This is a genomic window from Natronococcus sp. JC468, from assembly GCF_012163165.1.
GTDB lineage: Archaea > Halobacteriota > Halobacteria > Halobacteriales > Natrialbaceae > Natronococcus > Natronococcus jeotgali.
On sequence record NZ_JAAVUO010000007.1, the window covers coordinates 44,058 to 66,875 of the forward strand.

The window sequence follows — 22,818 nt, forward strand, 5'->3', positions numbered from 1 at the left end:
TGCAGAATCTCTTTTTGCCCGTCGTCCGTACCTCGAGTATGGTTCACGTCGCGATCGTCGGAGCGTACGGGAGCGCGGGCGTCGCCGTCGCCGACGGGTTGCTCGAGCGGGCCGAGGAGTTATCGGAGCTCGAACTGACGCTGATCGACGACGGCGACCCCGGCGGCGGGCTCTGTATTCTGCGGGGCTGTATGCCCTCGAAGGAGGTTCTGTCGGCGGCCGACCACCGGTTCCAGGCGCGCCACGACGACCGCCTCGAGGGCGTCCCCGAGGTCGATCCCGAGGCCGTCGTCGCCCGCAAGGACGAGCACATCTCGGGGTTCGCCGAGCACCGCCGCGAGCACGTTCACGACCTCGCCGAGCGCGAGAACGTCGAGTTCCTCCGCGAGCCCGCGCGGTTCGTCGACGACCGCGTCCTCGAGGTCGACGGTCGGCGGATCGACCCCGACTACGTCGTCGTCGCGACGGGGTCGACGCTCGACGTTCCGGACCTGCCGGGGATCGACGAGGTCGACTTTTCGGGCAGCGCCGACGTCCTCGACGCGACCGCGTTTCCCGACTCGGGGATCGTTATGGGCTTTGGCTACGTCGGCCTCGAGCTAGCGCCCTACCTCAGCGAGGTCGGCGACGTCGATCTCACCGTCATCGAACACGACGACCACCCCCTCGACGAGTTCGAGCCCGCGTACGGCGAGACGATCCTCGAGCTCTACCGCGAGGAGTTCGGTATCGAAGTGCTGACCAATACCGACGAACGACGGCTCGAGCGGACCGACGACGGCGGGGTCCGGCTGTACGCCGAGCAGGACGGCGAACAGCGCGTGCTCGAGGCCGACCACCTCTACTGCTTTACCGGTCGACGGCCGAACCTCGACGGGCTGGGACTCGAGGAGACCCGGCTCGAGCCCGACGAAGGGTGGGTGGGGTCGACGATGCAGGCGGACGACGACGACCGCGTCTTCGTCGTCGGCGACGCGAACGGTCGCGAGCCGATCCTCCACGTCGCCAAGGAACAGGGCTTTGCGGCCGCCCAGAACGTCGTCAGCCACGCCCGCGGGGAGGAGTGCGAGCCGTACGCGAACGTTCCCCACCACGTGATCTTCTCCGGGCTGGGGACGTACCCGTTCGCCCGCATCGGCCACACGCCCGAGACCGCGGCCGACACGGAGATGGAGACGATCGTCGTCACCCGCGAGGCGAGCGACGACGGCGTCTTTAAGACGAAGGGCCACCCCGAGGGGCGGGCGACGCTCGTCGTCGACGCCGACGGCGGAACGGTGCTGGGGTTCCAGGGACTGCACCTCCACGCCGACGTGATGGCCAAGACGATGCAGGTGCTCGTCGAGATGAAAGTCGACGTCCGCGAGGTGCCCAAGCGAGCCTACCACCCGACGACGCCCGAAATTCTGGACGGACTGCTCCGGGAGGCCTGCGAGGAACTCGGCGACGAGCAGGACTGCGTCGACGACATCGACGCCCGCGATCTGGCACTGTAGCGGCGTGCTACCGCTGTTCTCGCAATCTTTATTATTAACTGAGTCCTGTATATCTCGATCAGTTATGAGATCCTTCGACGAAATGAACCGCATGTTCCGCGAGATGGACCGCATGTTCGACCAGTTCCGCTCGAGCTGGGATGCGGAGTTCCCGGTCGACGACCGCGAGTTCGCTCGGCCGGCGCTCGAGGGGAGCGACGCCGCCGACTCGACCGCGATGGACCACGGAGTAGCGAACCTGGAAGAGATGGACGACGAGTACGTCTTCGTGATGGACCTGCCCGGCTTCGAGAAGGCCGACATCGACCTCTCCTTCCGCGACGGCGTGCTGTCGGTCCGCGCTCACGCCGACGCCGAAGAGGGGTCGGATAGCTACCGGGCGCGTCGCTCCCGACGGGTCGCCAGACAGGTCCCGATCGCGGCGGCCGTCGACGAGGCCGAAATCTCGGCGACATACCACAACGGCGTCCTCGAGGTCCGACTGCCGGTCGCCGACGACGGCGAGGACGACCACCGAATCGACATCGAGTAGTCGCCGCCGGACGCATCGGCCGTTCGCGAGTTCCGCCCGACGCGGGACACACCGCTCTCCGAACGCCCACCGGGGAAAAGGGAGTCCTGGAGCGTGTGACAGGGGTCCAGACTCCAGTCGTACTTATATATTATTCAATAAAATATCTTGTCAGGTTCTCAGTTCGTGAGTATCGGGCTAGCACCACATCGAACCGCCAGTCGCCACCCGTTCAGGACGCGTCGGTCGACCTCGAGACGGAGCGGGGGTGTAGCTACGCCTCCTCGACCACTTCGATGCCGCGGTTGTTGACGGCCGCGGGGTCGAGGCCGACCTCCTGGAGGAACTGTTTGTACTCGCGTTCGCACTGCTCGGCGTCCTTTTGCTTGTCGCTGGCGCGATCACAGAGCTCGACGAGGTTCTCCGGGACGTCGTTCTTGTAGACGATCCAGTGGTTGATCAGGTCCGACAGGCGTCGGATCGGACTGGTGAAGTGGCCGTAGATCTCGAAGTTCAGCGCGTGGTGGCCGCCGAAGGGGTCGTTCATGTACTTCGCGCGGGGCATCACCTTCATGACCGCCCACTGGATCTTGTCGAGCTGGCGGCCGGGCGCCTCCTCGAGAGTAGCGTTGACCGCCTTTCGGGGGTCGTCCCACTTGTCGCCGGGGATCGAGACGCCTTCGAGGTCCTGGATCTCCCGCAGCGCCTCGGACCACTCGTCGGGACTGGGCTGGGGGTGGACGCGGTACATCGCCTCGACGCCGCGGTCCCACATCAGCGTGTGCGTGACGGCCTTGTTGGCCTTCAGCATGCACTCCTCGATGATCGTGTGGGCGCGGTCACGGGCGGGGTTCAGGACGAGCGAGCCGTCTTCCTTGCGCTGTTCGTGCATCCGATCGGCGACCTCGTGGACGAGGACGTTCTCCTCGTGTAACGGCGCGTCGGGATCCTCCAGGCGGTTCTCGGCCTGGGTATAGGTGAGCCGCTCGTCCGAGCGGATGACGGACTTGTAGATCTCGATGGTCTCGTACGAGAGGTTCTCCTTGTCGAGGTGCATCTCGACGGTGTGGGCGAGGCGATCCTCGTCGGGGACCAGCGAGCAGACCGTCTCCGCGAGGACGGGCGGGAGCATGTGGATCGTGTACCCGGGCAGGTAGACGGTGTTGGCGCGCTCGACGGCCTCGTCCCACATCGCGGAGTCGGGGTGGACGTAGTGGGTGACGTCGGCGATGTGGACCCAGAGGACGTACTCGTCGTCTCGCTCCTCGATCGAGAGGGCGTCGTCGAAGTCCTGGGCGTCGATCGGGTCGGTCGTCCAGGTCGTCAGCTCCCGGAGGTCCTCTCGCTCGTCGACTTCGTCCTCGATCTCGGCCTGGACGCCCTCCGTGCGCTCGCGGGCCTCCTCGAGCACTGCCTCGGGGAACTCGTCGCGGATCTCGAACTTCTCGAACAGCTCCTCGCGTTTGTTCTCGAGGTGGCGCGCGACCTCCTCGGAGATCTCGACCGGACCCTGGCCCTCGGCCGTGCCGGCCTGGGCCTGTGCGTCGTCGCTCATAGGCTGGCCTACGAACGTCGGGGTGAAAGTCGTGTCGGGACGGAAACGCTAGGATTCCTCGAGAGGTTCGTCCCGCTCCTCGAGGGCCTGCAGGTACCGGTCGACGACCGTCTCCCAGGGGTGGCAGTCGGCCTCGAGTTCGACGAGGGCGTCCTCGAGGCCGTCCCGCGGGTAGTGACAGAGCTCGCCGTAACAGGGTTTACAGAGGTACTCGAAGCGCTTGTCCTCGCGATCCCAGCGGTCGCCGTACTTGTCGTACTCGCGGGCCCGCGACCGGGGGATCTCGGAGCCGCAGGCGGGACAGACGACCGACGGGTCGCGGTTCCGAGAGAACCACATACGTCCGACGAGCGCGCGTATCCACTTAGCGATTGCTACGGCTCGTCACTGACGGGATCCCGCGATCGATCGGCCGCGGGAACGGTCGTTTTATACGCCGACCGACCCACTCTGGGGGTATGCAGGTCAAGTCTCGACACCACCTCCGCAGCGACGCCATCTCCGAGATCGAGGAGATGCTGTCCGAGCAGCTGGGCGTCTCGCCGACGGGCGACACCTACGAGCGCGTCGAGTTCGAAGAGACCGACTGGGAGGTCGTCCTGATCGACGGCGAGCCCCAGGTCGCCTTCTTCGACGAGGAGCCGTTCCTGACGGTTCGGGGTGCGAACGCGTACGATCCCGACAGGCGGATCGTCACCGTCGACAGCGGCGCGATCTCGTTCGTCAGCGACGGCGCCGACGTGATGCGACCCGGCATCACCGAAGCCACCGACGACATCTCCCCCGACGACCTCGTGTTGATCGCCGAGGAGTCCCACGGGAAGGTGCTCGCGGTCGGCCGGGCCCGCGTCGAGGGGTCGGAGATGTCCGGCGACGAGGGGAAGGTCGTCGACTCGCTGCACCACGTCGGCGACGACCTCTACGAGTTCGCCGGCTAACGACGACGCACCTCCCGTTCCGGGGCGGGGTAGGACTGATCCCGCGCGACGACCGTCTCGGGTGTGAACTCGAGGAGTCGGTACCGATCGGGATCGAGATCGACGAACCCCTCGGGCCACTCCCCGCGGCGGGGTCCCAGGTACTTCGCGAAGAGCCGTTCGGCACGGTCCTCGTCGTAGGGCTCGAGCGAGGCCGCGCCCCGCATACCGACGTGTTCGACCCGTCCCGTCGCGGGGTCGAAGTCGACGATCGCGAGCGCGGTCGCCGGGTCGCGTCGAACGCGCTCGGGGTACGACCGCTCCTCGAGTCGAGCGACGATCCACACCCGGTCGTCCTCCCACAGGAACCACAACGGCGAGATCCGCGGCCCATCGTCCGACCGCTGGGCCAGAAAACAGAACAGCGGCCGCTCGAGGAACGCCGCGAGATCGCACTCGAGGGTGTTCTCGACGATCCGCACGGCTACTCGGCGGTCTCCTCGAGCGAGTCCGCCTCGAAGGCGTCGGCGTACCGCTGCAGGGTGTCCTCGTAGCCCGCCAGCGCCAGCTCGTACGTGTCCCGCAGGTCGTCGATCGGCGACTCGGAGGCGTCGACCCGCAGGTCGTTGTACGGCGGGGTAAACTCGTAGTCCTCGGTCGTCTCGACGAGGACGGCTGCGCTCTGGACCGACAGCTCCTCGCGTTTGTCCCCGCCCTCGCGGTGGCCCGCCTCGAGGGCGTCGAGCAGCCGCTTCGCGAGCGGGTCGGCGCCGATTCCCGCGCCCGCGGTCTCGTCGGTCGTCTCGTGGACCGCGCTCTCGGCGTAGGCGTCGGCGGCCGCCTCCAGTACCGACTCGCCGGTGAGCATGTTGCCGGCGACGGTGTAGTGGTCGCCCTCGCGGTGGCCGAACCAGCCCTCGCAGTCCTCGCCCGAAAAGGCGAACGTGGCGTCGGCGTCGACGCCGTGGAGCTGGCGTTGGGTCGCGCCGTCGTCGGCGTTGAGCAGCGCCTCGAGGGCGTCGTCGACGGCCAGTCCATCGTCGACGTAGCGGATCCCGTCCCGCCCGAGTGAGACGTTGACCAGGCTCTGGGTCGCGACGGCGCCGTTCTCGCTGACGAACGGACAGAGCGTGCCCACCCCCGGAAGACGCGTCGTGACCGCGACGCCGAAGCGGTCGTGGCGCTCCCCGTCGGGCGTCTCGTAGGCTTCGCGAACGCAGACGCTAAACGTCATGGTCGATCGCACGGACCGATCCGGCAAAAAACGGCGGTTTCCGGCAGGGTCCTCGTCGGGAAACGGACAGGCCGGACCCGAACAGCTCGCCGTCGTCGGCCCGCCGCGGACGCGGCGGCTCCCGCCAACTCGTCTGACGTAAGAACTATACTCGCGGCTGCGCAGGATACCGTCAATGGGATTTATGGATAAGATCGTCGGCGGTGGCGGCGGACAGGTCTCGACCACCACCGGCGACTACGTCGAACTGAACCTCGACGACGTCTCGACCGAGTCGGCCGAGGCCAGAACACAGGTCCGGATCGCCGAGATCGGCGGACAGGCCGACGCGGTCGCGATCAAGGACGCCGTCTACGACGGCGACATCGTGTTCGCGGACATCACCCGGCTACGGACCAACGACAGCACGGTCGAACACATCGTCGACGAGCTGCGCCAGGTCGCCCAGGAGGTCGACGGCGACATCGTCCGCAAGGGCGACGACCAGATCATCGTCACCCCCGCGGGCGTGCGAATCAATCGAACGAAGCTGGGACAGGACTCCTGACGGGCGGGATTTCGACCCGATCGCCCGGCTCCGCCGCCTTGCCGATTCGCCCGCTATCGACAGCCGTCGAGCTACCCGTTCGACGAGTGTAATCTCCCACGCGGCCGAGAATCCCGTTCCCGCGGCCTGCAAACGATAATACTTTTCCATTACTATACGAAAGCCCGAGTATGGTTGACGATCTCGAGAAAGGGCTGGAGGGAGTTCTGGTCGCAGAGTCGGAACTCAGCTCGATCGACGGTGACGCCGGGCGGTTGATCTACCGGGGCTATCCGATCGAGGACCTCGCTCGCGGCGCGAGCTACGAGGAGGTCGTCTATCTCCTCTGGCACGGCGAGTTGCCGACGGCGGACGAACTCGCCGAGTTCACCGCCTCGCTCAACGAGGAGCGGACCGTCGACGACGGCGTCCTCGAGACGGTCGAACGCCTCGCCGACGCCGGCGAACGGCCGATGGCCGCGCTCCGAACGGCGGTCTCGATGCTCTCGGCGTACGAGCCCGAGGACGACGCCGAACCCGAGGACCTCGAGGCGACGCTCCGGCAGGGACGGCGGATCGCCGCCAAGCTGCCGACGGTCCTCGCGGCGTTCGAACGCTACCGGCTCGGCGAGGAGCCCGTCGATCCGGACCCCGATCTGGGACTCGCGGCGAACTTCCTGTATATGCTCACCGGCGAGGAACCCGACGAGCTCGCCGCCGAGACGTTCGATCAGGCGCTCACCCTCCACGCCGACCACGGGCTCAACGCCTCGACGTTCACCGCGATGGTAATCGGCTCGACGATGGCCGACATCTACAGCGCCGTCACCGGCGGCATCAGCGCCCTCTCCGGCCCGCTCCACGGCGGCGCGAACCAGGACGTCATGGAGGTACTGATGGAGATCGACGAGAGCGACCTCGACCACCGCGAGTGGGTCGAGCAGGCCAACGAGGAGGGCCGGCGCATCCCCGGGTTCGGCCACCGCGTTTACAACGTCAAGGACCCCCGCGCGAAGATCCTCGAGGAGCGCAGCAAGGAACTCGCCGAGGAGGGCGAGGACAAGTGGTACAACTACACGACGACGATCGAGCAGTACCTCTCGGAAGAGCAGGGGCTCGCCGAGAAGGGGATCGCCCCGAACGTCGACTTCTACTCCGGTTCGGTCTACTACCAGCTGGGCATCCCGATCGACATGTACACCCCGATCTTCGCGATGAGCCGCGTCGGCGGCTGGATCGCCCACGTCCTCGAGTACCAGCAGGACAACCGCCTCATCCGCCCGCGGGCCCGGTACACGGGTCCCGAAGACCAGGCGTTCGTCCCCCTCGAGGAGCGGTAGGAGACACCCGATTCCGAGGCGATCGGCGCTCCTTTTGCGATCCGGGACCGAGACGGTTCCATGGCGACGACGCGTCCGACCGAGACGGTGTTCGTCTACGGTACCCTGACCGATCCCGACCGGGTCGAGGCGGTCCTCCGAAGCGTTCCGAACGCGAGCTACGAGCTCGGCGCGACGGCCGTCCTCGAGGGGCTGTGCCGCGTCGAGGGCGAGTACCCGACGCTGGCGCCCGGCGGCCGAACCGAGGGACGGCTCCTCTCGGTCGACGAGAGCGGGCTCGAGGCGCTCGACCGGTACGAGGGCGTCGATCGGGGGCTGTACGAGCGGATCGCGGTCCCCCACGAGGACGCCGACGCCGACTGCTGGATCTACGTCGGCGACCCCGATCGGCTCGGAGCCGACGGCCGAGTCGACTGGCCCGACGGACCCTCGTTCGAAGAGCGGGTTCGGACCTACGTTTCGGCTCGAGATGTCGCGGTAACGACACCCGAATGACGGGCGTCCGTCCCGCGTCTGACGACCCGATCACGCCGACGCCGTCTTGCGGTTTCACTTCCGCTGCGGGTGCATGGGTTTTATGGTCGTTCCACCCGCGACTACAGTCGCAGGTCACGCGCCGTGCGATCCTGTATTCCCTGTCGTGTTGCCGTCGTCGGCAACACTGTCTATCGGGTTGAGGGGGTAACCGACACACCGATTCCCGATAGTAAATCCTTACAGTACGCGCCGAATAGTCGACCGTATGCTTCAGTTATCGGACATTCTCGAGGCGAAAGAGCGGGTCCGCGACACCTCCAGGTGGACGCCGCTGCAGTACTCTCACACCTACTCGTCGATCACCGGCGCCGACGTCCACCTGAAACTCGAGAACAGCCAGCGGACGGGTGCGTTCAAGATCCGCGGGGCGACCAACCGAATCGCGACGCTGTCGCCCGCGGAACAGGAGGCGGGCGTCGTCACCGCCAGCGCGGGCAACCACGCCCAGGGGGTCGCCCTCGCGGCGACGCGGGCGGGCGTCGACGCGAAGATCGTCATGCCCGAGCACGCCCCGATCTCGAAGGTGAAGGCGACGCGTAACTACGGCGCCGAGGTCGTCCTCGAGGGCGTCGACTACAGCGAGGCCGCCGAGCGGGCCCACGAACTCGAACGCGAGGAGGATCGGACCTACCTCCACGCCTTCGACGACGAGGACGTGATGGCGGGCCAGGGGACGATCGGCCTCGAGATCCTCGAGGACTGCCCCGACCTCGACACCGTCGTCGTCCCCATCGGCGGGGGCGGGCTCGTTAGCGGGATCGCGACGGCGGTCAAGGAGCGCAACCCCGACGCGCGCGTGATCGGCGTCCAGGCCGAGGGCGCCTCGAGCGCCGCACCCTCCCTCGAGAAGGGCGAGCGGGTCACCATCGAGGGGGTCGAGACGATCGCCGACGGGATCGCGACCCGCAGCCTCGGCGAGCACACCTTTCCGATCGTCCGGGAGTACGTCGACGAGGTGGTCACCGTCTCCGACCCCGAGATCGCCGTCGCGACGATCTACCTGCTCGAGCGCTCGAAGACCGTGGTCGAGGGCGCCGGCGCGGTGCCGCTTGCGGCGTTGCTGTTCGACCGGTTCGACTACGAGCCCGACGAGACGATCGTTCCGGTGCTCAGCGGTGGCAACATCGACCTCAACACGCTCAGCAACGTCATCGTCCGCGGGCTGGTCGAGACGGGCCGGTACCTGAAGATTCGGACGGTGCTGAAGGATCGTCCGGGCTCGCTCGAGGAGCTGCTGGCGATCCTCACCGCCCACCAGGCGAACATCTACGCGATCCACCACGACCGCACCTCCCGGGACGTCGAGATGAGCGATACCGAGGTCGAACTCGAGCTCGAGATGCGGGGCACCGACCACGTCAAGCGTTTTCTCGCCGCGCTGCGCGAGGAGGGGTACGAGGTCGACGTCCTCGCGTAGGACGGTGCCGTTAAGGGTGAGGGGACGGATCCTCGAGTGAAAAGCGATGGAAGCCTCGAACTCGCTGGGGCCCTCGCGGCGGGCCAAATCCGCGTTGCTGTGGGGGGTCGTCGGCGCCCTCGCCTTCCTGGTGCTCCTCCAGGGGTACGCCCTGCTGGCCGAGCCTCCGGTGACGATCACTCAGGGTGCGCTCGTCGCCGTTCTCGTCGGGCTGGGCGCGGGACTCGGGAGTTTCCTGCTCGAGCGCCGGATCGCTGCCTGGGCGAGCCGGCGCCCCCCGGAGTGACCCTATCTCGTAACAGTTAAACGACGGACGCGGCTAGGATAACTCGAGCCAGGATGGCCGAACGGTAAGGCGCACGCCTGGAAAGCGTGTTCCCTTTGGGATTCTGGGTTCAAATCCCAGTCCTGGCGTATTCTGCCGCGAGCAAACTCGCGAGCGGCAGATACCCGACGACTGGATTTGAATGAGAGAACGGCGAGCGAAGCGAGCCGTTCGCGTGGTTCAAATCCCAGTCCTGGCGTTTTCGGAGTTCGATACTAACGAGCACTGTGCGTTACTCGAGCGGGGGCCGACGCCACCCTACTGTTCGATCTCGACAGGCGTGTCGCAGGCGATCCAGCGGTCTGGATCCGAACGCTCGCGGACCTCGAAGAACCCGTCCTCGCTGAACCGCGCCTCGTACTCCGAACTCTCGTTCGATTGCATGCCCGGTCCGATCACGGGACCCACTATGAGTACGTGTGGCGTACCGAGAACCGACGGGAAGAAATCGGCCCTTGGGCGACCGTTTCGCCGACGAAACGGTCGGCGACGGAGCCGCGGGTGGAGGGTATTTGCTCACGGGGCGCCTACTCGGTCGCATGTGCGGTCGCTACACGCTGTTCGTCGATCAGGACGACCTCGAGGACCGGTTCGACGCCCGCGTCGCCGACTCGGCGGCCCCGCTCGAGCCGCGGTACAACGCGGCGCCGGGCCAGAAGCTCCCGGTGATCACGAACGAGGACGCCGACGAGATTCGGCACCTCGAGTGGGGGCTGGTCCCCTCGTGGGCCGACGACGACAGCGGCGGGTTCATCAACGCGCGCGCCGAGACGGTCGCCGAGAAGCCGAGCTTCCGGGGAGCCTACGAGTCCCGGCGGTGTCTCGTCCCGGCCGACGGCTTCTACGAGTGGGTCGAGACCGACGATCGAAAGCAGCCCTACCGGGTCGCTCTCGAGGACGACCGCCCGTTCGCGATGGCGGGACTGTGGGAGCGCTGGGAACCCGAGACGACCCAGACGGGGCTGGACGCGTTCGGCGGTGGCCTCGAGGACGACTCCGACGACGGCCCGCTCGAGACGTTTACGATCGTCACGACCGAGCCAAACGACCTGGTCGCGGAGCTCCACCACCGGATGGCGGTCATTCTCGAGCCCGGCCGGGAACGGGAGTGGCTGACGGCCGACGATCCGCGGGCGTGTCTCGAGCCGTATCCCGCCGACGAGTTGCGGGCGTATCCGGTCTCGACGGCCGTCAACGACCCCGGGACCGACGAGCCGTCGCTGGTCGAACCGCTCGAGTCCGTATAGCGGACGATCGGCGCGCCGAGACGCCGAGTCGAGCCCGCTCGTCAGGTGTCGCGGGCGGCTACAGCCCCTCGCGGCCGCCCTGCGAGAGGAGAACGACCAGGGAGAGCCCGGAGACGGCGAGCAACAGCAACGCGGGAATCACGGCGTACTGGTAGTAGGCGGCCTCCTGTGCGCGCCAGATGATGGTGACGAGCGTGTCGAACCCGGTCGGGCGCAGCATCAGCGTCGCGGGGAGTTCCTTCATCGTGGTCAGAAAGACGAGCGCGGCGCCGGCGGTTACGCCGGGTGCGATCAGCGGCAGCGTGATCTTCCGGAAGGAACCCGTCGGCGACTCGCCGAGCGTACGCGCGGCTTCGATCAGCGCCGGGTCCACCTGCAGCGTCGTCGAACGGATCGAGCCGACCGCCTGGGGGACGAACCGAACGACGTACGCGAAGATCAGCAACGGAAGCGTCTGATAGATCGCCGGCGTGGCCAGGTCGCGGGCGGTTCGGAAGGTCTCGTAGTCGGTCGCGAACGCGACCAGCGCCAGCCCCAGGACGACCCCCGGAACCGCGAAGCCGACGTAGGTCGCCCGCTCGAGCAGGGACGCAAGCGGCGAGTCGCTCCTTGCCGCGAAGTACGCGACGGGAAGAGCCAGGAGGACGGCGACCAGCGCGGCCGCGCCAGCGATCAGCACGGAGTTGAACGCGTACTCGAACTCGAAGGCCAGCGACGGGCGGGCGTCCGGATCCGCGGTCACGAGCCAGAGGCCGAGGATCCACAGCGGCACCAGCAGCGCCACGCCGGTCACCGCCGCGGGAAACAGCGTCGCGGGCCAGCGCCACGCGCCGAGGTCGACGACGGGATCGCTGCCAGCCGAGCCGTCGCCGTCGCCCGAGGACGTCTCGCCGCGGCGAACCCACCACTCGAGGGCGAGCACGACGAGCACGATCGCCAGTAGCTGCAGGGAGAGAAAGGCGGCGTACCCCCGATTGAAGACGTTGTACTCGAGGAAGATCTGCCTGGTGAACACGGGCAGTTGCATGATTGCGGGCGTGCCGAAGTCGGAGACGGCGTACAGCGCCGCGAGCAGGGCGCCGGCGACGATCGCCGGGCGAACCTGCGGGAAGGTCACTCGACGAAACGCCGTCCAGGTGTCGTGGTTGAGCGTCCGCGCCGCGTCCAGCAGCGTGGTGTCGAACGACAGCAGGGCGGCCCGCGTCGTCAGGTAGACGTAGGGGTACGTGTAGAGCGTGATCACGATCGTGGTGCCGGGAAGGCCGTAGATCTCCGGTAGCTGTTCGATGCCGAGGGGTTCGAGAATCGACTGGAACTCGCCCTGTGGGCCGAACGCGGAGACGAACGAGAAGGCGCCGATGTAGCTCGGGATCACCAGCGGCAGGGCGGCGACGACGGCCCAGAACCGCCTGAACGGGAGGTTCGTCTGGACCGTCAGCCACGCGAGGGGGACGCCGAGCAACACGCAAAGCACCGTCACCCCGACCATCAGCAGGAGGCTGTTGGCGATCACCTCGAGCGTGTCCGGCCGGAGCGCCAGTTCGCGGATCCGAGTCGGATCGACGGTCGTCGCCTCGACGACGATCCAGGTGAGGGGAAACAGCATGGCGGCGGCGATAGCGCCTGACAGCAGCGCCAGCCCCAGCGGGACGCCGTCGGTCCGTTCGAGCAGTCGTCGCGGTAAGAGAGATCTCATAGGTTCGTGGACGAACTTCCGCCGGGCGTCCGCCGCTTCGGCAGCGGCGCCGAGTCCCCGAGCCGCCGTCGACGAAGGTCCGGACGCGATCGACGGCGCCGAGGGGGAGGCCCGACGTCGTGATACCCGGGTATCTCGTTCCAACGAGTATAAGGTTTAGGTTTACCTAATCCGCTCGTATGGAGCTGACACGACGCGACGCGGTCGCCGCCCTCGCCACGCTCGGGGTTGGCGGCGGGGCCGCGCTCGGGGTCGGTTGGCTGGGGCGCGATCCCGACGCCGACGGGGGAGTCGACGCCGAACGGATCCGCGAAACGCAGGTGGCCGCCGCGGCCGTCGTCTACCCGAGCGAGGTATCCGGAACGCGGGAGTTCGTCGAGACCTTCCTCGAGGGACGCCTCGAGCAGCCGGCCCACGCGACGGCGCTCGAGGAGGCCGTCGCGGAACTGGACGACCGCGCCAAGAGCTGGTACGACGACGCCTTCGCGGCGCTTTCGGTCGCGGACCGCGAGCGCGTTCTCGAGCAGGTCGGTGCCGACACCGCCGACGAGGACCCCGACGGGACGACCGCCGAGCGAATCCGCTACTACGTCGTCAACGAACTGCTGCTCGCGCTGTACGCCTCGCCGACTGGGGGCGAACTGGTCGGCCTCGAGAACCCGCAGGGTCACGCGGGCGGGCTCGAGACGTACCGGCGGGGGCCGGAGGCGTGAGCGCCGATCGTCCGCCCGCGGAGGCTGCGGCGCCGCTCGACGAGGAACTCGATCGAACCCCCGTCGCGGACGCCGATGTCTGCGTGATCGGCGCGGGGCCGGCCGGCGGACTGGTCGCGTCCAAGCTCGCCGAGGCGGGCCTGGAGGTCGTCGTCCTCGAGGCCGGACCCCGGTTCGACCCCGCAGATCGGCTCGCCCGCCAGGAGCGGGCGATCAGACCCGCCTACGATCGGCCGGCCGTCTGGGACGGCGACCCCGATCGGGACGCCCACACGTCGTCGGGCGAGCGGTTCTACCCCCTGAACCACGCCCGCGTCAAGGGCGTCGGCGGATCGACGCTGCACTGGCAGGGGATGGTGATGCGCCTCCACGAGGACGATTTCGACTCCGAGAGCGCCCGCGGCGTCGGCGCGGACTGGCCGATCGACTACGCGGACCTGCGACCCTACTACGCGGAGGCAGAGCGCGAACTCGGGGTTTCGGGAGCCAACGACAACCCCTTCGCGCCGCCACGGGAGCAGCCCCACCCGATGCCGGCGTTCCGGCCCTCCTACAGCGACGGGCTGTTCGCCGAGGCCTGCGACGAACTGGGAATCGCGATGCACTCGGTGCCGAACGCGCGAAACTCCGAGGCCTACGACGGGCGCAGTGCCTGCGTCGGCTACGGCACCTGCCAGCCCGTCTGTCCCTCCGGCGCGAAGTACGACGCGACCGTCCACCTCGAGCGCGCCGAGGCGGCGGGCGCGACGGTGCTCGACCGCGTTCCCGTCCAGCGCCTCGAGCACGGCGCCGAGCGGATCGAGGCGGCCGTCTACGCGACCCCCGGCGAGGAGGAGCACCGCCAGGAAGCCGACGCCTTCGTGATCGCCTGCGGCGGCGTCGAGACCCCCCGCCTCCTCCTGCTCTCGGAGTCGAGTCGCTACCCCGACGGGCTGGCGAACTCGAGCGGCCTGGTCGGGACGTTCTTCATGGACCACTGCTTCGCCGGCACGGGCGGGGTCCTCGAGGAACCAACTCGGCAGAACCACGTCGGCTTTCTCACCAGCGAGTCCCACCAGTTCTACGACGACGCCGACGACGAGATCGCCCCGTTCAAACTCGAGTTCTTCAACTACGACGGTCCCTCGCCCGTCGGGCTGGCGCTGTCGGGCGACGACTGGGGCGACGACCTCCTCGAGCGCCTGCGCGCGGAGTACGGGAACCACGTCGGGATGGGCGCGCTGGTCGAGCAACTCCCCCGCGAGGACAGCTACGTGGCGCTCGATCCAGAGCAGACCGACGACCGCGGCAATCCGGTGCCGGACGTCCACTGGACGATCGGCGATCGCGCCCTGGAGACCATCGAGCGGGTCAACGAGATTCAGGAGCGGATCCTCGAGGAACTCGGCGCCGAGATCACCTGGCAGGTCGGGCCCGAGGACACCGGCCCCGCCTACCACCACATGGGCACGACGCGAATGGGCGACGATCCCGCCGAGAGCGTGGTAGGTCCGGACCTGCGGACCCACGACCTCGAGAACTGCTGGATCGCCTCGAGCAGCGTCTTCCCGACCGGCGGGGCAATGAACCCGACGCTGACGATCGCCGCCCTCGCGCTGAAAGCGGCCGACGACGTTCGCGAGTCGCTGTAACCGTTACTTTAGGCTAACCTAAAAGTATAAGTGCGGCGGCCAGAGAGTACCGCCAATGAGTAGCGAGAAGCGGAACGAACCGGGGGCGAACGGAGCCGTCGACGGTGCGACCGACGGCGGCGAGTACACCTTCGAGGACGTCAGCGTCGTCATGGGGACCTACAACGAGGAGGAAGCGATCGGAACAGTGCTGGCGGACGTCGAGGCGGTCACGGACGGGAAGGCCGAGGTCGTCTGCGTCGACGGCTCCTCGGACCGCACGCCCGAGATCGCCCGCGAGCACGGCGCGACGGTGATCGAACAGCCCCCGCAGGGGTACGGCGTCGCCGTCCGCGCGGCGATCCTCGAGCCCGACCGTCCCATCGTGGTGACGACCGACTGCGACGACACCTACCCGATGGAACAGCTGCCGGAGTTCCTCGAGTTGATCAACGAGGGGTACGACGTCGTCAGCGGCGACCGCCTCTACCACGGCGCCGACGCCATGCCGGCGTTCAATCGGCTAGGCAACCACGCCTTCGCCGCGCTGGCGAGCGTCCTGATGGGGACTCGCGTCCACGACACGACCACCGGGATGCGGGCCTACCGCCGCGAGATCGTCGAGTCCATCGAGTGGACCGAAAATACGGGCCTCTCGGCCGAGCTCCTGATCCGACCGCTGCTGCGGGGGTACGACGTCCGCGAACACCCTATCGAGTACCGCGAGCGCGCCGGCGAGACGAAACTCGACCCGATTCAGGGCGGCGCCGAGATCGCCAAATCGATCGTCAAAGTCTGTCTCGAGGAGCGGTTCCGGTAGTCGACCTGCGCTACGGTTTTCGGCCGCGTTCGACGCTCGAGTCAGCCCTCCGGCTCGAGGCTCGTCTCGAAGGTCACCCACTCCGCGTGTGAGGTCGACTCGTTCGGGAGGTAGGTCCCCTCGGTGCCGCAGTCCTCGACCAGCCGACACGCCGTTCGCTCGGACGGCCGGATCGCCTCGAGGCCATCCGTGGTCGCCCGGACGGCCGTCTCCTGGCGGTACGTGAACGTCGCGGAGACGCCCGTCTCCTGGACGAGCGTCACCGTCAGGACGACCTCGTCGGTCTCCTCGAGCGGGACGGTCGTCGGGTCGTCGCCCGGCGCGTTCAGGCGGGCGACGCCGCCGTCGGTCCCGCCGGACTCGAGGCCCCACTCGACGGCGATCCGATCGTCGGGGTCGTCGATCCGATAACTGGCGTTTCCGTCCGCGGTCTCGAGGCCAACCGTCGCGCGGTCGACCCGCTCGGGGAGACCGACGACGGTCTCGCCGTCGAACGCCTCGCCCTCGCGGACCGTCAGCGGCTGGAGCGTCGGGACGAGGTCGTCGGGCGAGTCCCCCCACTCGCCGTGGTAGGTGTACCGGTAGTAGTCTCGATCCGGATAGGCGTCGAGCACTGCGAACTCCCGCTCGGGGGGGCCCTCGAGCGCGTAGACAGTCTCGCCGTCCAGTCCCGGATCGTTCCGCAGCGCCTGGAACGGGTGGTTCTGCCACTGGCCGTACGGCGTCGGCTGGAACACGAGCGCGTCCTCGAGGTCTGCCTCCTCGAACGGTTCGTAGGCCGTCTCGAGCCGATCGGTGTGGGCGGCGTTGCGATCGATCGGAGCGGAGAGGAGGGCGGCGTTGGCCGCGCCGACGACGAGCGCGCTGGCGACGAGGACCGCGAGCGCGATCGCCCGGGCCGACCGCGGCGACGCCAGCGCCTCGAGTCGGCCGCGGACCGCTCCGTCGCGGAGCCGACGCCAGCCCGCCACCAGTCCGAACGCGGCGAAGATCGACAGCGGCACCAGCACGTCGAAGTGGTAGACGGGGCCGAACTGCGCGAGCAGCCCGTCGGTCGGATCCGTCATCGTCGCGAGGACGTTGTAGTTGCCCCAGAACGCGACGTTGCCCAGGGGGACGGTCAGTAGTAGGCAGGCCAGGAGGACGCCGGCGGTTCGGTCGTGAGCAGCGGAGCCGGCGGATCCGCCGGCGTCTCGAGTCGGCGTCCCGGACCCGCGCCACCGTCGCACCGCGAGCGCGAGTCCCGCCAGCGCGGCGACGGTCCCGACCGCTCCCGCCGAGAACCAGCGGGTGGCGAAATAGCGGAGGACGTACCCGTTGGCCCGCACCGCGAGCGAGGGAGTGTACTCGACGGCGTGGCCCCTGAGCTGGCGGTAGCCGAAGCCGGGACCGTCCAGCGGCGCGAACGCCTGGAAGGGAAACAGGAGGGGCGAGCCGGTGAGACGGGCGTTGTAGACGAGCGCCAGCCCGACGAACGACAGGCCGACGGCGGCGGTGACCGCGTTTCGGCGGATCGGGTCCGGCAGCGGTCGCAGCGGCGTCGACTCCGTCCGGACCGACCGCAGTATCGTCCAGAGCGCGTGGCCGATGAAGGGGGCCGCAAACAGGACGGCGGTGTAGGGCCGGGCGAAGAACGCGAGCCCGATCGCGGTCCCGGCGAGCGCCGCGTGTCGGAGCCGTCCGGAGCGAACGCCCCGGAGGTACCAGACCGCAAAGCAGAGGTTCAGTAGCGTCGTCGGCGCGTACGGCAGAAAGACCGACGTCGCGAGCAGGGCCATCGGCGAGGACGCGAAGACGGCCGCGGCGACGACGCCGACGCGGCGCTCGAAGACCGTCGATCCGAGCACGTACACCAGCGCGGCGTTGGCCGCCGCGACGACCGTGAGCGTCACTCGCGGCTCGCCGAACAGCGCCATCGAGACCGCGTACATCGCCGCCGGAACCGGCGAGTACCTCGGGTAGAGCCGGCCGCCGTCCTCGACGAAGAACCACGGTCGGAACGCGTCCGCCAGCTCGCCCGCGTGGATCTCGAGCTGGCCCTCGAGCAGCATGGCGGCCTGCAGGAGGTAGACGGCCTCGTCGTCGTTGCTCGAGTGGTAGGGAAACAGCTCGGTGGCGAGCGTGAAGACCGCGACGCCCGCACAGAGGGCCACGAGAGCCGCGGCGGCGCGTTCGCGGCGGTGCGAGAGGGTCGCGAGCCGGGAGCGCGAAAACCGGTTACGAATCGGTTCGGGGATCGGCGTCACGGGGCTGCGACGGACTCAGAGGGTGATTCCGTCGACCTCGCGCATGAAGTCGACCGTCTCCTCGATGTTAGACAGCTCGGACAGATCGATATCCGGGACGTTCAGCTCGTCGACCGGCGGCAGTTCGCCGTAGGGGTCGACCCCGGAGATCATCGGGTACTCGAAGGTGTCGACGGCGAAGTACTCCTGGGCCTCGGCCGAGAGCAGGTGCTGGACGAACGCATCCGCGAGGTCGGGGTCGGCGGCGGCCTCGGTGACGGTCGCGCCGGCGACGTTGAACACCGCGCCCGCGTCGCCCTCGGTGAACGCCGCGGCGATCGACGGATCCGACGAGCCGTCGATGACCCGCTGGATGTAGTAGTGGTTGGTGAACCCGGCGTCGATCTCGCCGTCGTTGACCGCGTTAGTGACCAGCTGCTCGTCGTCGTACTCCTGGATTCCCGCGTCGACGACGCCCTCGAGCCACTCGCGGGTAGCCTCGTCGCCCTCGAGCTGTCGCATCGCGGCGACGAAGGACTGACAGGAGCCGTACGAGGGGGCCCAGCCCAGGGTGCCCTCGAACTCGGGGTAGTCCATGATGCCGTCGGGGAGGTCCGACTCGTCGACGGCGTCGGTGTTGTACGGGACCGTTCGGGCGCGACCGGAGGTGCCGATCCAGGTGTCGGTGCGGAACTGCTCGGGAACCAGGTCGGCGAGGTCGTCCGAGATCGAACGGGTCAGCCCCTCGTCGGCGAGCGCGCCGAGCGCGGACGCGTCGACCGTGTAGAAGACGTCGGCTTCGGTCGCGTCGCCCGCCTCGGAGATCTGGTTGACGAGATCCGAGGAGCCGTCGTACCGAACGTTGAGCTCGAAATCGTCGTAGTAGTCCTCGAGGCCGTCGACGAGCGGTCCCACTAGGAACTCGTTGCGTCCGGAGTAGACGTGGAGCTCGCCCTCGAGGTCGGGCAGGTCCTCGATCGACGTGCCGCCTGGCTCGGGTCGGCCCTCCCGTCCGGAGCCGAACTGGCCGAACGGGTTTTGCTGGTCGTTATCCTCTTCGCTTCCGATCAGTCCGAGACAGCCCGAGAGCCCGGCCGTCCCGACGGCGGCGGCGCCGACCAGAAACGATCGGCGGTCCGCGGTGATTCGTCGCGTCATAGGTTTTAGGCTAACCTAAACAATCTTATATCCGTCGATTCGCGGCAATCGGCGCGGGTCGTTCGAGCGCCTCGAGACACTCGAGCCACTCGAGCATGCGTTCGCCGACGTGGGTGAAGAACGCGCCGTTGTTGTACTCGTCCCAATCGCCGTCGGCGAGTTCGCGGGCCATCACCTCGAAGACCTCGGCGTAGGACTCGGCCCCGTCGCCGACGTCGTCGATCACGCGCCAGAGGTGTTCGTTGAGCTCGAGGCCGGGGACCTCGTTGTTGAGGTCGTCGAACGTGCTGCGGGGGGCCTTGTTGTGTTCGCACAGCGGCGCGCCGTTGTAGATGCGCGCGCCGAGGACGTCGCAGGCCCGCTTCAAGAACACGCCCGACCAGATGTCGTCGAACCGACCCACGTCCCACTCGTTGTCGTCCATCGGCAGCTGGTAGAACGCGGGGATCACCTCGCGGCGAAAGGCGAGGTTCATCGAGCAGACCGTGAGGTAATTCCCCCGCGCGGCGACGAAGTCCCCGTCGAAGTCCTCGGCCGTGGTCCGAGTCTGGGCCTGGCCCTCCAGGTCGCCGTCCATGAGGATTCGCACCGCGTCCAGGTCGGGGACGTTGGTCCACAGCCCCTGAGAAGCGACGACCTGCCCGGATTCGATTTCGGTCGTGTCGGTCTCGACGGTCTCGCCCATCGCCGAGTAGGGGTACCCCCGGGGGTAGAGCCCGTGCTCGTCGGCGTTCTGGTAGAGCACGTTGACCCAGTTCTCGTCCGAGGCGACTTCCTCGATTTCGCCCCCGAAGGCGAGGTTCTCGAGGTGGGTGCCAAAGAAGTCCTCGTCGGGGTGGGGAAGGGTGTCGTCGTCGATGAAGAAGCCGTACTCGAACTCCTCGCGGGCCCACATATAGAGGAGGCCGAAGCTCGTCTCGGCGTGGCTCGCCGCGGGGACGACGTGGCTATACTTCTCGACTCCGTGCTCGGCGTACCACTCCTCGCGACGGGAGCCGTCGAAGACCTCGCCCGAGACCCCCTCCTCCTCGAGCATGCGTTCCATCGCGTCGGTCTCGCAGAAGTCCTCGGTGACGAGCACGACGTGCAGCCGCGAGAGGTCGAACCCGTGTCGGCGGGCGTTCTCGAAGTACGAGCGCATGCACTCGTACTCGCGGATCGTGGGAACGACGACGCAGACGTCCTGACTCATTGGCCCGCTATTTTTTAGGCGAGCCTAAAAAACTGCCGGTTCCGTCCGTTCCGTCGGGCTCGCCCCCGGCCGCTTCGGAGACCGAGACGCCGAGCGCGGCGACCGACCCGGCGCCGCCGACCAGCGTCACGGCGTTTTTCAGCGCGTGGTCGACGATCGCGGCCGCAAGCGCCGTGCCCGCGCCGACGGGCGTGAGCCCGACGACCAGCGCCGTAAAGGCGGCCTCGTAGAGGCCGACGCCGCCTTGGGAGAGCGGCAACACCTTCGCGAGGTTGCCCACGCTGACCGCCAGCGTCCCGACCGCAAGCAGGGAGCCGACGGCGAGTCCGCTGTCCAGCGCCGCGAGGACCGCGACCGCGGTGAGAGCGTCCAGCAGCCAGACCAGCAGGCTCGTCGCCCCGACTGCCACCAGCGCGCGCGGCCGTTCCGCGACGACCTGCACGTCGGCCCCGAATCGGAGCGCGGCCTCGAGAAGTCCCTCGAGTCGCGGTCGACCTTCGACCCGCGCTCGGAGCCCCGCGCCGAGGTCGCGATCCACGCGCGCGGACGCGACGACGACCAGACCGACGCCGGCGGTCGCCGCGCTCACGGCCGCCGCCGCCAGGATCGCGGTTCGGGCGCCGCCGGCCGCAGCGGCGAGTTCGATCGGGCCCGCGCCGCCGAGGGCGAGCCACGCCGCGGCGACGGCCGCGAGGACGGCGATGGCCACCAGATCGAACGCCCGCTCGACGACCAGCGACGCGAACCCCGCGGGGTAGGGAACCCCCCGACGGGTCGCGAGAACGTACGCGCGCGCCGCGTCGCCGGCCCGTGCCGGAATCGCGAGGTTGGCCGTCTGGCTGACGAACACCGCCATCGTGAGAAACGCCGTGCCGTGACGGTGGCCCATCGCCCCCAGGATGTCCCCGTACCGGCGCCCCCGAAGCGGCCACGAGACGGCGTACGCCCCGACGGCGAGCGCCAGCAGGCCCGGATCGGCGCCCGCCATCTCGGCGGCGACGGTTCGAACGTCGAGTTCGCGCGCGACGACGAGCAGCCCGAGCGCGACCACCACCGTTCCGCCGATCGTCAGCCGGCGGCGGGTCAGCCCCGCCGCGAGCCCGTCGCTGTCGGCTCCCGCTTCGCCCGACTCGTCGACCCCCGCGGGGTGCGATCGCTCGCCGCCGTTCACTGGCGAGTGCTCTCGAGCGCAGATAGTTAAGTCCACCTAAAACTCGCCTCGGGGGGCGGGACAGCCTCTCTCGGTCGGCTTTCCGTCTCCATATCTCGGCGGTTACTCCAGCTCGTCGAGTAGCTCGCGGGTCGCCCGCCGCACCGCCTCGTCGCTCGAGAGCGCGGGCTCCCAGCCCAGCGCCGAGAGCTTCTCGATCGAGAGGCGCATCTTCGGGACGTCCCCGGTCCAGCCCCGCCGGCCGCCGGTGTACTCGAGGTCGGGCCCGAGACCCATCTCGTCGGCGACGATGGTCGCGATGCGGTCGACCGACGTGGTCGTGCGGGTGCCGAGGTTGTAGGTGTTCATCGCCGCGTCGGCGCGCTCGACGACGTGGAACATCGCGTCGAGGCAGTCCTCGACGTGCAGGTAGGATTTCTCCTGGCGCCCGTCGCCGAGGATCGTCAGCGTCTCGGGATCCTCCCGGAGCTTCTCGACGAAGTCGGGGATCACGGCCCCGCGCAGGCGCGGGCCGACGACGTTCGCGAACCGGAAGTTCCAGACGGTCAGGTCGTGGCTGTGGGCCCGCGCCGAGAGCAGCCCCTCGTCGGCCAGCTTGCTCGCGCCGTAGGCGCTGATCGGCTCCAGGGGCGCGTAGTCCTCCGGCGTCGGCCGCGGCGCCTCGCCGTAGACCGTCGAGGAGGAGGTGTAGGCGATCTCGGTCACGTCGGCCGTGGCCATCGCCTCGAGGAGGTTCCGAGTCATTTGCGTGTTGTCGTCGAACTGCGCGTGGGGGCGGTCGGTGTCGACGCGTTTCGAGGCGGCGAGGTGGAAGACGAGGTCGACGTCCGCGAGGCGTCCCTCGAGCGCGTCCGGCGACGTGAGGTCGGCCTCGAGAAGATCGGCGCCGTCGGGAACCCGATCCGGGTCGCCGCCGGAGAGGTCGTCGACGACCGTCACGTCGGCCCCGTCGGCGAGCAGGCGCTCGACGAGGTGCGAGCCGATGAATCCGGCGCCGCCCGTCACGAGCGCCCGACGGTTCGAGAGGGCCATACGCGTGGATTCGCGGACGGCGGGTTAACCCTGTCGCGTTTCCGTGCGATCCGCGGTCCGTGGGACTCGAGCCGACGTGGACGACTTCTGGTCCGA

General features: G+C 68.5%; 23 protein-coding genes and 1 tRNA gene. 13 read left to right on the forward strand and 11 right to left on the reverse strand.

What is annotated here, in order from left to right; translation table 11 throughout:
* The first annotated feature begins 38 nt into the window (after positions 1-38).
* Positions 39-1,496 (forward strand): NAD(P)/FAD-dependent oxidoreductase, encoded by a 1,458-nt coding sequence (locus GWG54_RS06210; RefSeq protein ID WP_167936954.1) that lies wholly within the window; start codon positions 39-41, stop codon positions 1,494-1,496.
* Positions 1,497-1,578: 82 nt separating this feature from the next.
* Positions 1,579-2,028, forward strand: a complete 450-nt coding sequence (locus GWG54_RS06215; RefSeq protein WP_245242759.1) for an Hsp20/alpha crystallin family protein — start codon at positions 1,579-1,581, stop codon at positions 2,026-2,028.
* Between the two features lie 253 nt (positions 2,029-2,281).
* On the opposite strand, the gene GWG54_RS06220 is transcribed toward GWG54_RS06215, so the two are convergent.
* Complete coding sequence (locus tag GWG54_RS06220) at positions 2,282-3,562, reverse strand: ribonuclease R family protein (RefSeq protein ID WP_167936956.1); 1,281 nt, start codon at positions 3,560-3,562, stop codon at positions 2,282-2,284.
* 48 nt (positions 3,563-3,610) lie between these two features.
* Positions 3,611-3,901: a hypothetical protein gene (locus GWG54_RS06225; protein ID WP_167936957.1), complete on the reverse strand. Its 291-nt coding sequence runs from the start codon at positions 3,899-3,901 to the stop codon at positions 3,611-3,613.
* Between the two features lie 119 nt (positions 3,902-4,020).
* On the opposite strand from GWG54_RS06225, the gene GWG54_RS06230 reads away from it, so the two are divergent.
* Positions 4,021-4,500, forward strand: coding sequence for an RNA-binding protein (locus GWG54_RS06230; protein WP_167936958.1), 480 nt, complete (start codon positions 4,021-4,023; stop codon positions 4,498-4,500).
* On the opposite strand, the gene GWG54_RS06235 is transcribed toward GWG54_RS06230, so the two are convergent.
* Positions 4,497-4,961 carry a pyridoxamine 5'-phosphate oxidase family protein gene (locus GWG54_RS06235; protein WP_167936959.1) on the reverse strand — a complete coding sequence of 155 codons (465 nt, stop codon included), beginning with the start codon at positions 4,959-4,961 and terminating at the stop codon, positions 4,497-4,499. The genes GWG54_RS06230 and GWG54_RS06235 overlap by 4 nt on opposite strands.
* Positions 4,962-4,963: 2 nt before the next feature.
* Complete coding sequence (locus GWG54_RS06240; RefSeq protein WP_167936960.1) at positions 4,964-5,713, reverse strand: DUF1028 domain-containing protein; 750 nt, start codon at positions 5,711-5,713, stop codon at positions 4,964-4,966.
* A gap of 175 nt (positions 5,714-5,888) precedes the next feature.
* On the opposite strand from GWG54_RS06240, the gene sepF reads away from it, so the two are divergent.
* The 6 genes from sepF (at position 5,889) to GWG54_RS06270 (ending at position 9,947) form a co-directional block, all read left to right on the forward strand.
* Positions 5,889-6,260, forward strand: a complete 372-nt coding sequence (sepF, locus tag GWG54_RS06245) for a cell division protein SepF (protein ID WP_167936961.1) — start codon at positions 5,889-5,891, stop codon at positions 6,258-6,260.
* Positions 6,261-6,430: 170 nt separating this feature from the next.
* Positions 6,431-7,579, forward strand: coding sequence for a citrate synthase (gene citZ / locus GWG54_RS06250; protein WP_167936962.1), 1,149 nt, complete (start codon positions 6,431-6,433; stop codon positions 7,577-7,579).
* A gap of 60 nt (positions 7,580-7,639) precedes the next feature.
* Positions 7,640-8,074 carry a gamma-glutamylcyclotransferase gene (locus GWG54_RS06255; RefSeq protein WP_167936963.1) on the forward strand — a complete coding sequence of 145 codons (435 nt, stop codon included), beginning with the start codon at positions 7,640-7,642 and terminating at the stop codon, positions 8,072-8,074.
* Between the two features lie 247 nt (positions 8,075-8,321).
* Positions 8,322-9,533, forward strand: coding sequence for a threonine ammonia-lyase (ilvA, locus tag GWG54_RS06260; RefSeq protein WP_167936964.1), 1,212 nt, complete (start codon positions 8,322-8,324; stop codon positions 9,531-9,533).
* A 46-nt stretch (positions 9,534-9,579) separates the two neighbouring features.
* A complete protein-coding gene (locus tag GWG54_RS06265; RefSeq protein ID WP_167936965.1) occupies positions 9,580-9,819 on the forward strand; it encodes a hypothetical protein in 240 nt (79 codons plus the stop codon).
* A 47-nt stretch (positions 9,820-9,866) separates the two neighbouring features.
* Positions 9,867-9,947: transfer RNA gene (locus GWG54_RS06270), tRNA-Ser, on the forward strand.
* A gap of 169 nt (positions 9,948-10,116) precedes the next feature.
* On the opposite strand, the gene GWG54_RS21155 is transcribed toward GWG54_RS06270, so the two are convergent.
* Complete coding sequence (locus tag GWG54_RS21155; protein WP_275040317.1) at positions 10,117-10,242, reverse strand: hypothetical protein; 126 nt, start codon at positions 10,240-10,242, stop codon at positions 10,117-10,119.
* 155 nt (positions 10,243-10,397) lie between these two features.
* Between GWG54_RS21155 and GWG54_RS06275 the strand changes: the two genes are divergently transcribed.
* Positions 10,398-11,105 (forward strand): SOS response-associated peptidase, encoded by a 708-nt coding sequence (locus GWG54_RS06275; protein ID WP_167936966.1) that lies wholly within the window; start codon positions 10,398-10,400, stop codon positions 11,103-11,105.
* Positions 11,106-11,163: 58 nt separating this feature from the next.
* Here the strand turns inward: GWG54_RS06275 and GWG54_RS06280 are convergent, their stop codons facing one another.
* Positions 11,164-12,801, reverse strand: a complete 1,638-nt coding sequence (locus GWG54_RS06280; RefSeq protein WP_167936967.1) for an iron ABC transporter permease — start codon at positions 12,799-12,801, stop codon at positions 11,164-11,166.
* Positions 12,802-12,980: 179 nt separating this feature from the next.
* Between GWG54_RS06280 and GWG54_RS06285 the strand changes: the two genes are divergently transcribed.
* From GWG54_RS06285 to GWG54_RS06295, 3 genes are all read left to right on the forward strand, one after another.
* A complete protein-coding gene (locus GWG54_RS06285; protein ID WP_167936968.1) occupies positions 12,981-13,514 on the forward strand; it encodes a gluconate 2-dehydrogenase subunit 3 family protein in 534 nt (177 codons plus the stop codon).
* On the forward strand, positions 13,511-15,145 hold the full coding sequence (locus GWG54_RS06290; RefSeq protein ID WP_167936969.1) for a GMC family oxidoreductase: 1,635 nt from the start codon (positions 13,511-13,513) through the stop codon (positions 15,143-15,145). The genes GWG54_RS06285 and GWG54_RS06290 overlap by 4 nt, the downstream gene beginning before the upstream one ends.
* 151 nt (positions 15,146-15,296) lie before the next feature.
* The gene (locus tag GWG54_RS06295; RefSeq protein ID WP_245242760.1) at positions 15,297-15,944 is read left to right on the forward strand and encodes a dolichyl-phosphate hexose transferase; all 648 of its coding nucleotides are present in this window, start codon (positions 15,297-15,299) and stop codon (positions 15,942-15,944) included.
* A gap of 41 nt (positions 15,945-15,985) precedes the next feature.
* Here the strand turns inward: GWG54_RS06295 and GWG54_RS06300 are convergent, their stop codons facing one another.
* The 5 genes from GWG54_RS06300 to GWG54_RS06320 form a co-directional block, all read right to left on the reverse strand.
* Positions 15,986-18,190, reverse strand: coding sequence for a glycosyltransferase family 39 protein (locus GWG54_RS06300; protein ID WP_312854258.1), 2,205 nt, complete (start codon positions 18,188-18,190; stop codon positions 15,986-15,988).
* Between the two features lie 15 nt (positions 18,191-18,205).
* On the reverse strand, positions 18,206-19,327 hold the full coding sequence (locus tag GWG54_RS06305) for an extracellular solute-binding protein (protein ID WP_167936971.1): 1,122 nt from the start codon (positions 19,325-19,327) through the stop codon (positions 18,206-18,208).
* A gap of 25 nt (positions 19,328-19,352) precedes the next feature.
* Entirely contained in the window at positions 19,353-20,519 is a 1,167-nt protein-coding gene (locus GWG54_RS06310; protein WP_167936972.1) for an alpha-1 4-glucan-protein synthase, read from the reverse strand.
* A 7-nt stretch (positions 20,520-20,526) separates the two neighbouring features.
* Complete coding sequence (locus GWG54_RS06315; protein ID WP_167937036.1) at positions 20,527-21,690, reverse strand: lysylphosphatidylglycerol synthase transmembrane domain-containing protein; 1,164 nt, start codon at positions 21,688-21,690, stop codon at positions 20,527-20,529.
* Positions 21,691-21,792: 102 nt separating this feature from the next.
* Positions 21,793-22,722: an NAD-dependent epimerase/dehydratase family protein gene (locus GWG54_RS06320; protein ID WP_167936973.1), complete on the reverse strand. Its 930-nt coding sequence runs from the start codon at positions 22,720-22,722 to the stop codon at positions 21,793-21,795.
* Between the last annotated feature and the right edge of the window lie 96 nt (positions 22,723-22,818).

Excerpts from the sequence above, each read along its gene's own strand:
- GWG54_RS06210 (WP_167936954.1), top strand. The coding sequence starts at position 39 with ATGGTTCACGTCGCGATCGTCGGAGCGTACGGGAGCGCGGGCGTCGCC.
- GWG54_RS06215 (WP_245242759.1), top strand. The coding sequence starts at position 1,579 with ATGAACCGCATGTTCCGCGAGATGGACCGCATGTTCGACCAGTTCCGC.
- GWG54_RS06220 (WP_167936956.1), bottom strand. The coding sequence starts at position 3,562 with ATGAGCGACGACGCACAGGCCCAGGCCGGCACGGCCGAGGGCCAGGGT.
- GWG54_RS06225 (WP_167936957.1), bottom strand. The coding sequence starts at position 3,901 with ATGTGGTTCTCTCGGAACCGCGACCCGTCGGTCGTCTGTCCCGCCTGC.
- GWG54_RS06230 (WP_167936958.1), top strand. The coding sequence starts at position 4,021 with ATGCAGGTCAAGTCTCGACACCACCTCCGCAGCGACGCCATCTCCGAG.
- GWG54_RS06240 (WP_167936960.1), bottom strand. The coding sequence starts at position 5,713 with ATGACGTTTAGCGTCTGCGTTCGCGAAGCCTACGAGACGCCCGACGGG.
- sepF (WP_167936961.1), top strand. The coding sequence starts at position 5,889 with ATGGGATTTATGGATAAGATCGTCGGCGGTGGCGGCGGACAGGTCTCG.
- citZ (WP_167936962.1), top strand. The coding sequence starts at position 6,431 with ATGGTTGACGATCTCGAGAAAGGGCTGGAGGGAGTTCTGGTCGCAGAG.
- GWG54_RS06255 (WP_167936963.1), top strand. The coding sequence starts at position 7,640 with ATGGCGACGACGCGTCCGACCGAGACGGTGTTCGTCTACGGTACCCTG.
- ilvA (WP_167936964.1), top strand. The coding sequence starts at position 8,322 with ATGCTTCAGTTATCGGACATTCTCGAGGCGAAAGAGCGGGTCCGCGAC.
- GWG54_RS06265 (WP_167936965.1), top strand. The coding sequence starts at position 9,580 with ATGGAAGCCTCGAACTCGCTGGGGCCCTCGCGGCGGGCCAAATCCGCG.
- GWG54_RS21155 (WP_275040317.1), bottom strand. The coding sequence starts at position 10,242 with ATGCAATCGAACGAGAGTTCGGAGTACGAGGCGCGGTTCAGCGAGGAC.
- GWG54_RS06275 (WP_167936966.1), top strand. The coding sequence starts at position 10,398 with ATGTGCGGTCGCTACACGCTGTTCGTCGATCAGGACGACCTCGAGGAC.
- GWG54_RS06280 (WP_167936967.1), bottom strand. The coding sequence starts at position 12,801 with ATGAGATCTCTCTTACCGCGACGACTGCTCGAACGGACCGACGGCGTC.
- GWG54_RS06285 (WP_167936968.1), top strand. The coding sequence starts at position 12,981 with ATGGAGCTGACACGACGCGACGCGGTCGCCGCCCTCGCCACGCTCGGG.
- GWG54_RS06295 (WP_245242760.1), top strand. The coding sequence starts at position 15,297 with ATGGGGACCTACAACGAGGAGGAAGCGATCGGAACAGTGCTGGCGGAC.
- GWG54_RS06305 (WP_167936971.1), bottom strand. The coding sequence starts at position 19,327 with ATGACGCGACGAATCACCGCGGACCGCCGATCGTTTCTGGTCGGCGCC.
- GWG54_RS06310 (WP_167936972.1), bottom strand. The coding sequence starts at position 20,519 with ATGAGTCAGGACGTCTGCGTCGTCGTTCCCACGATCCGCGAGTACGAG.
- GWG54_RS06320 (WP_167936973.1), bottom strand. The coding sequence starts at position 22,722 with ATGGCCCTCTCGAACCGTCGGGCGCTCGTGACGGGCGGCGCCGGATTC.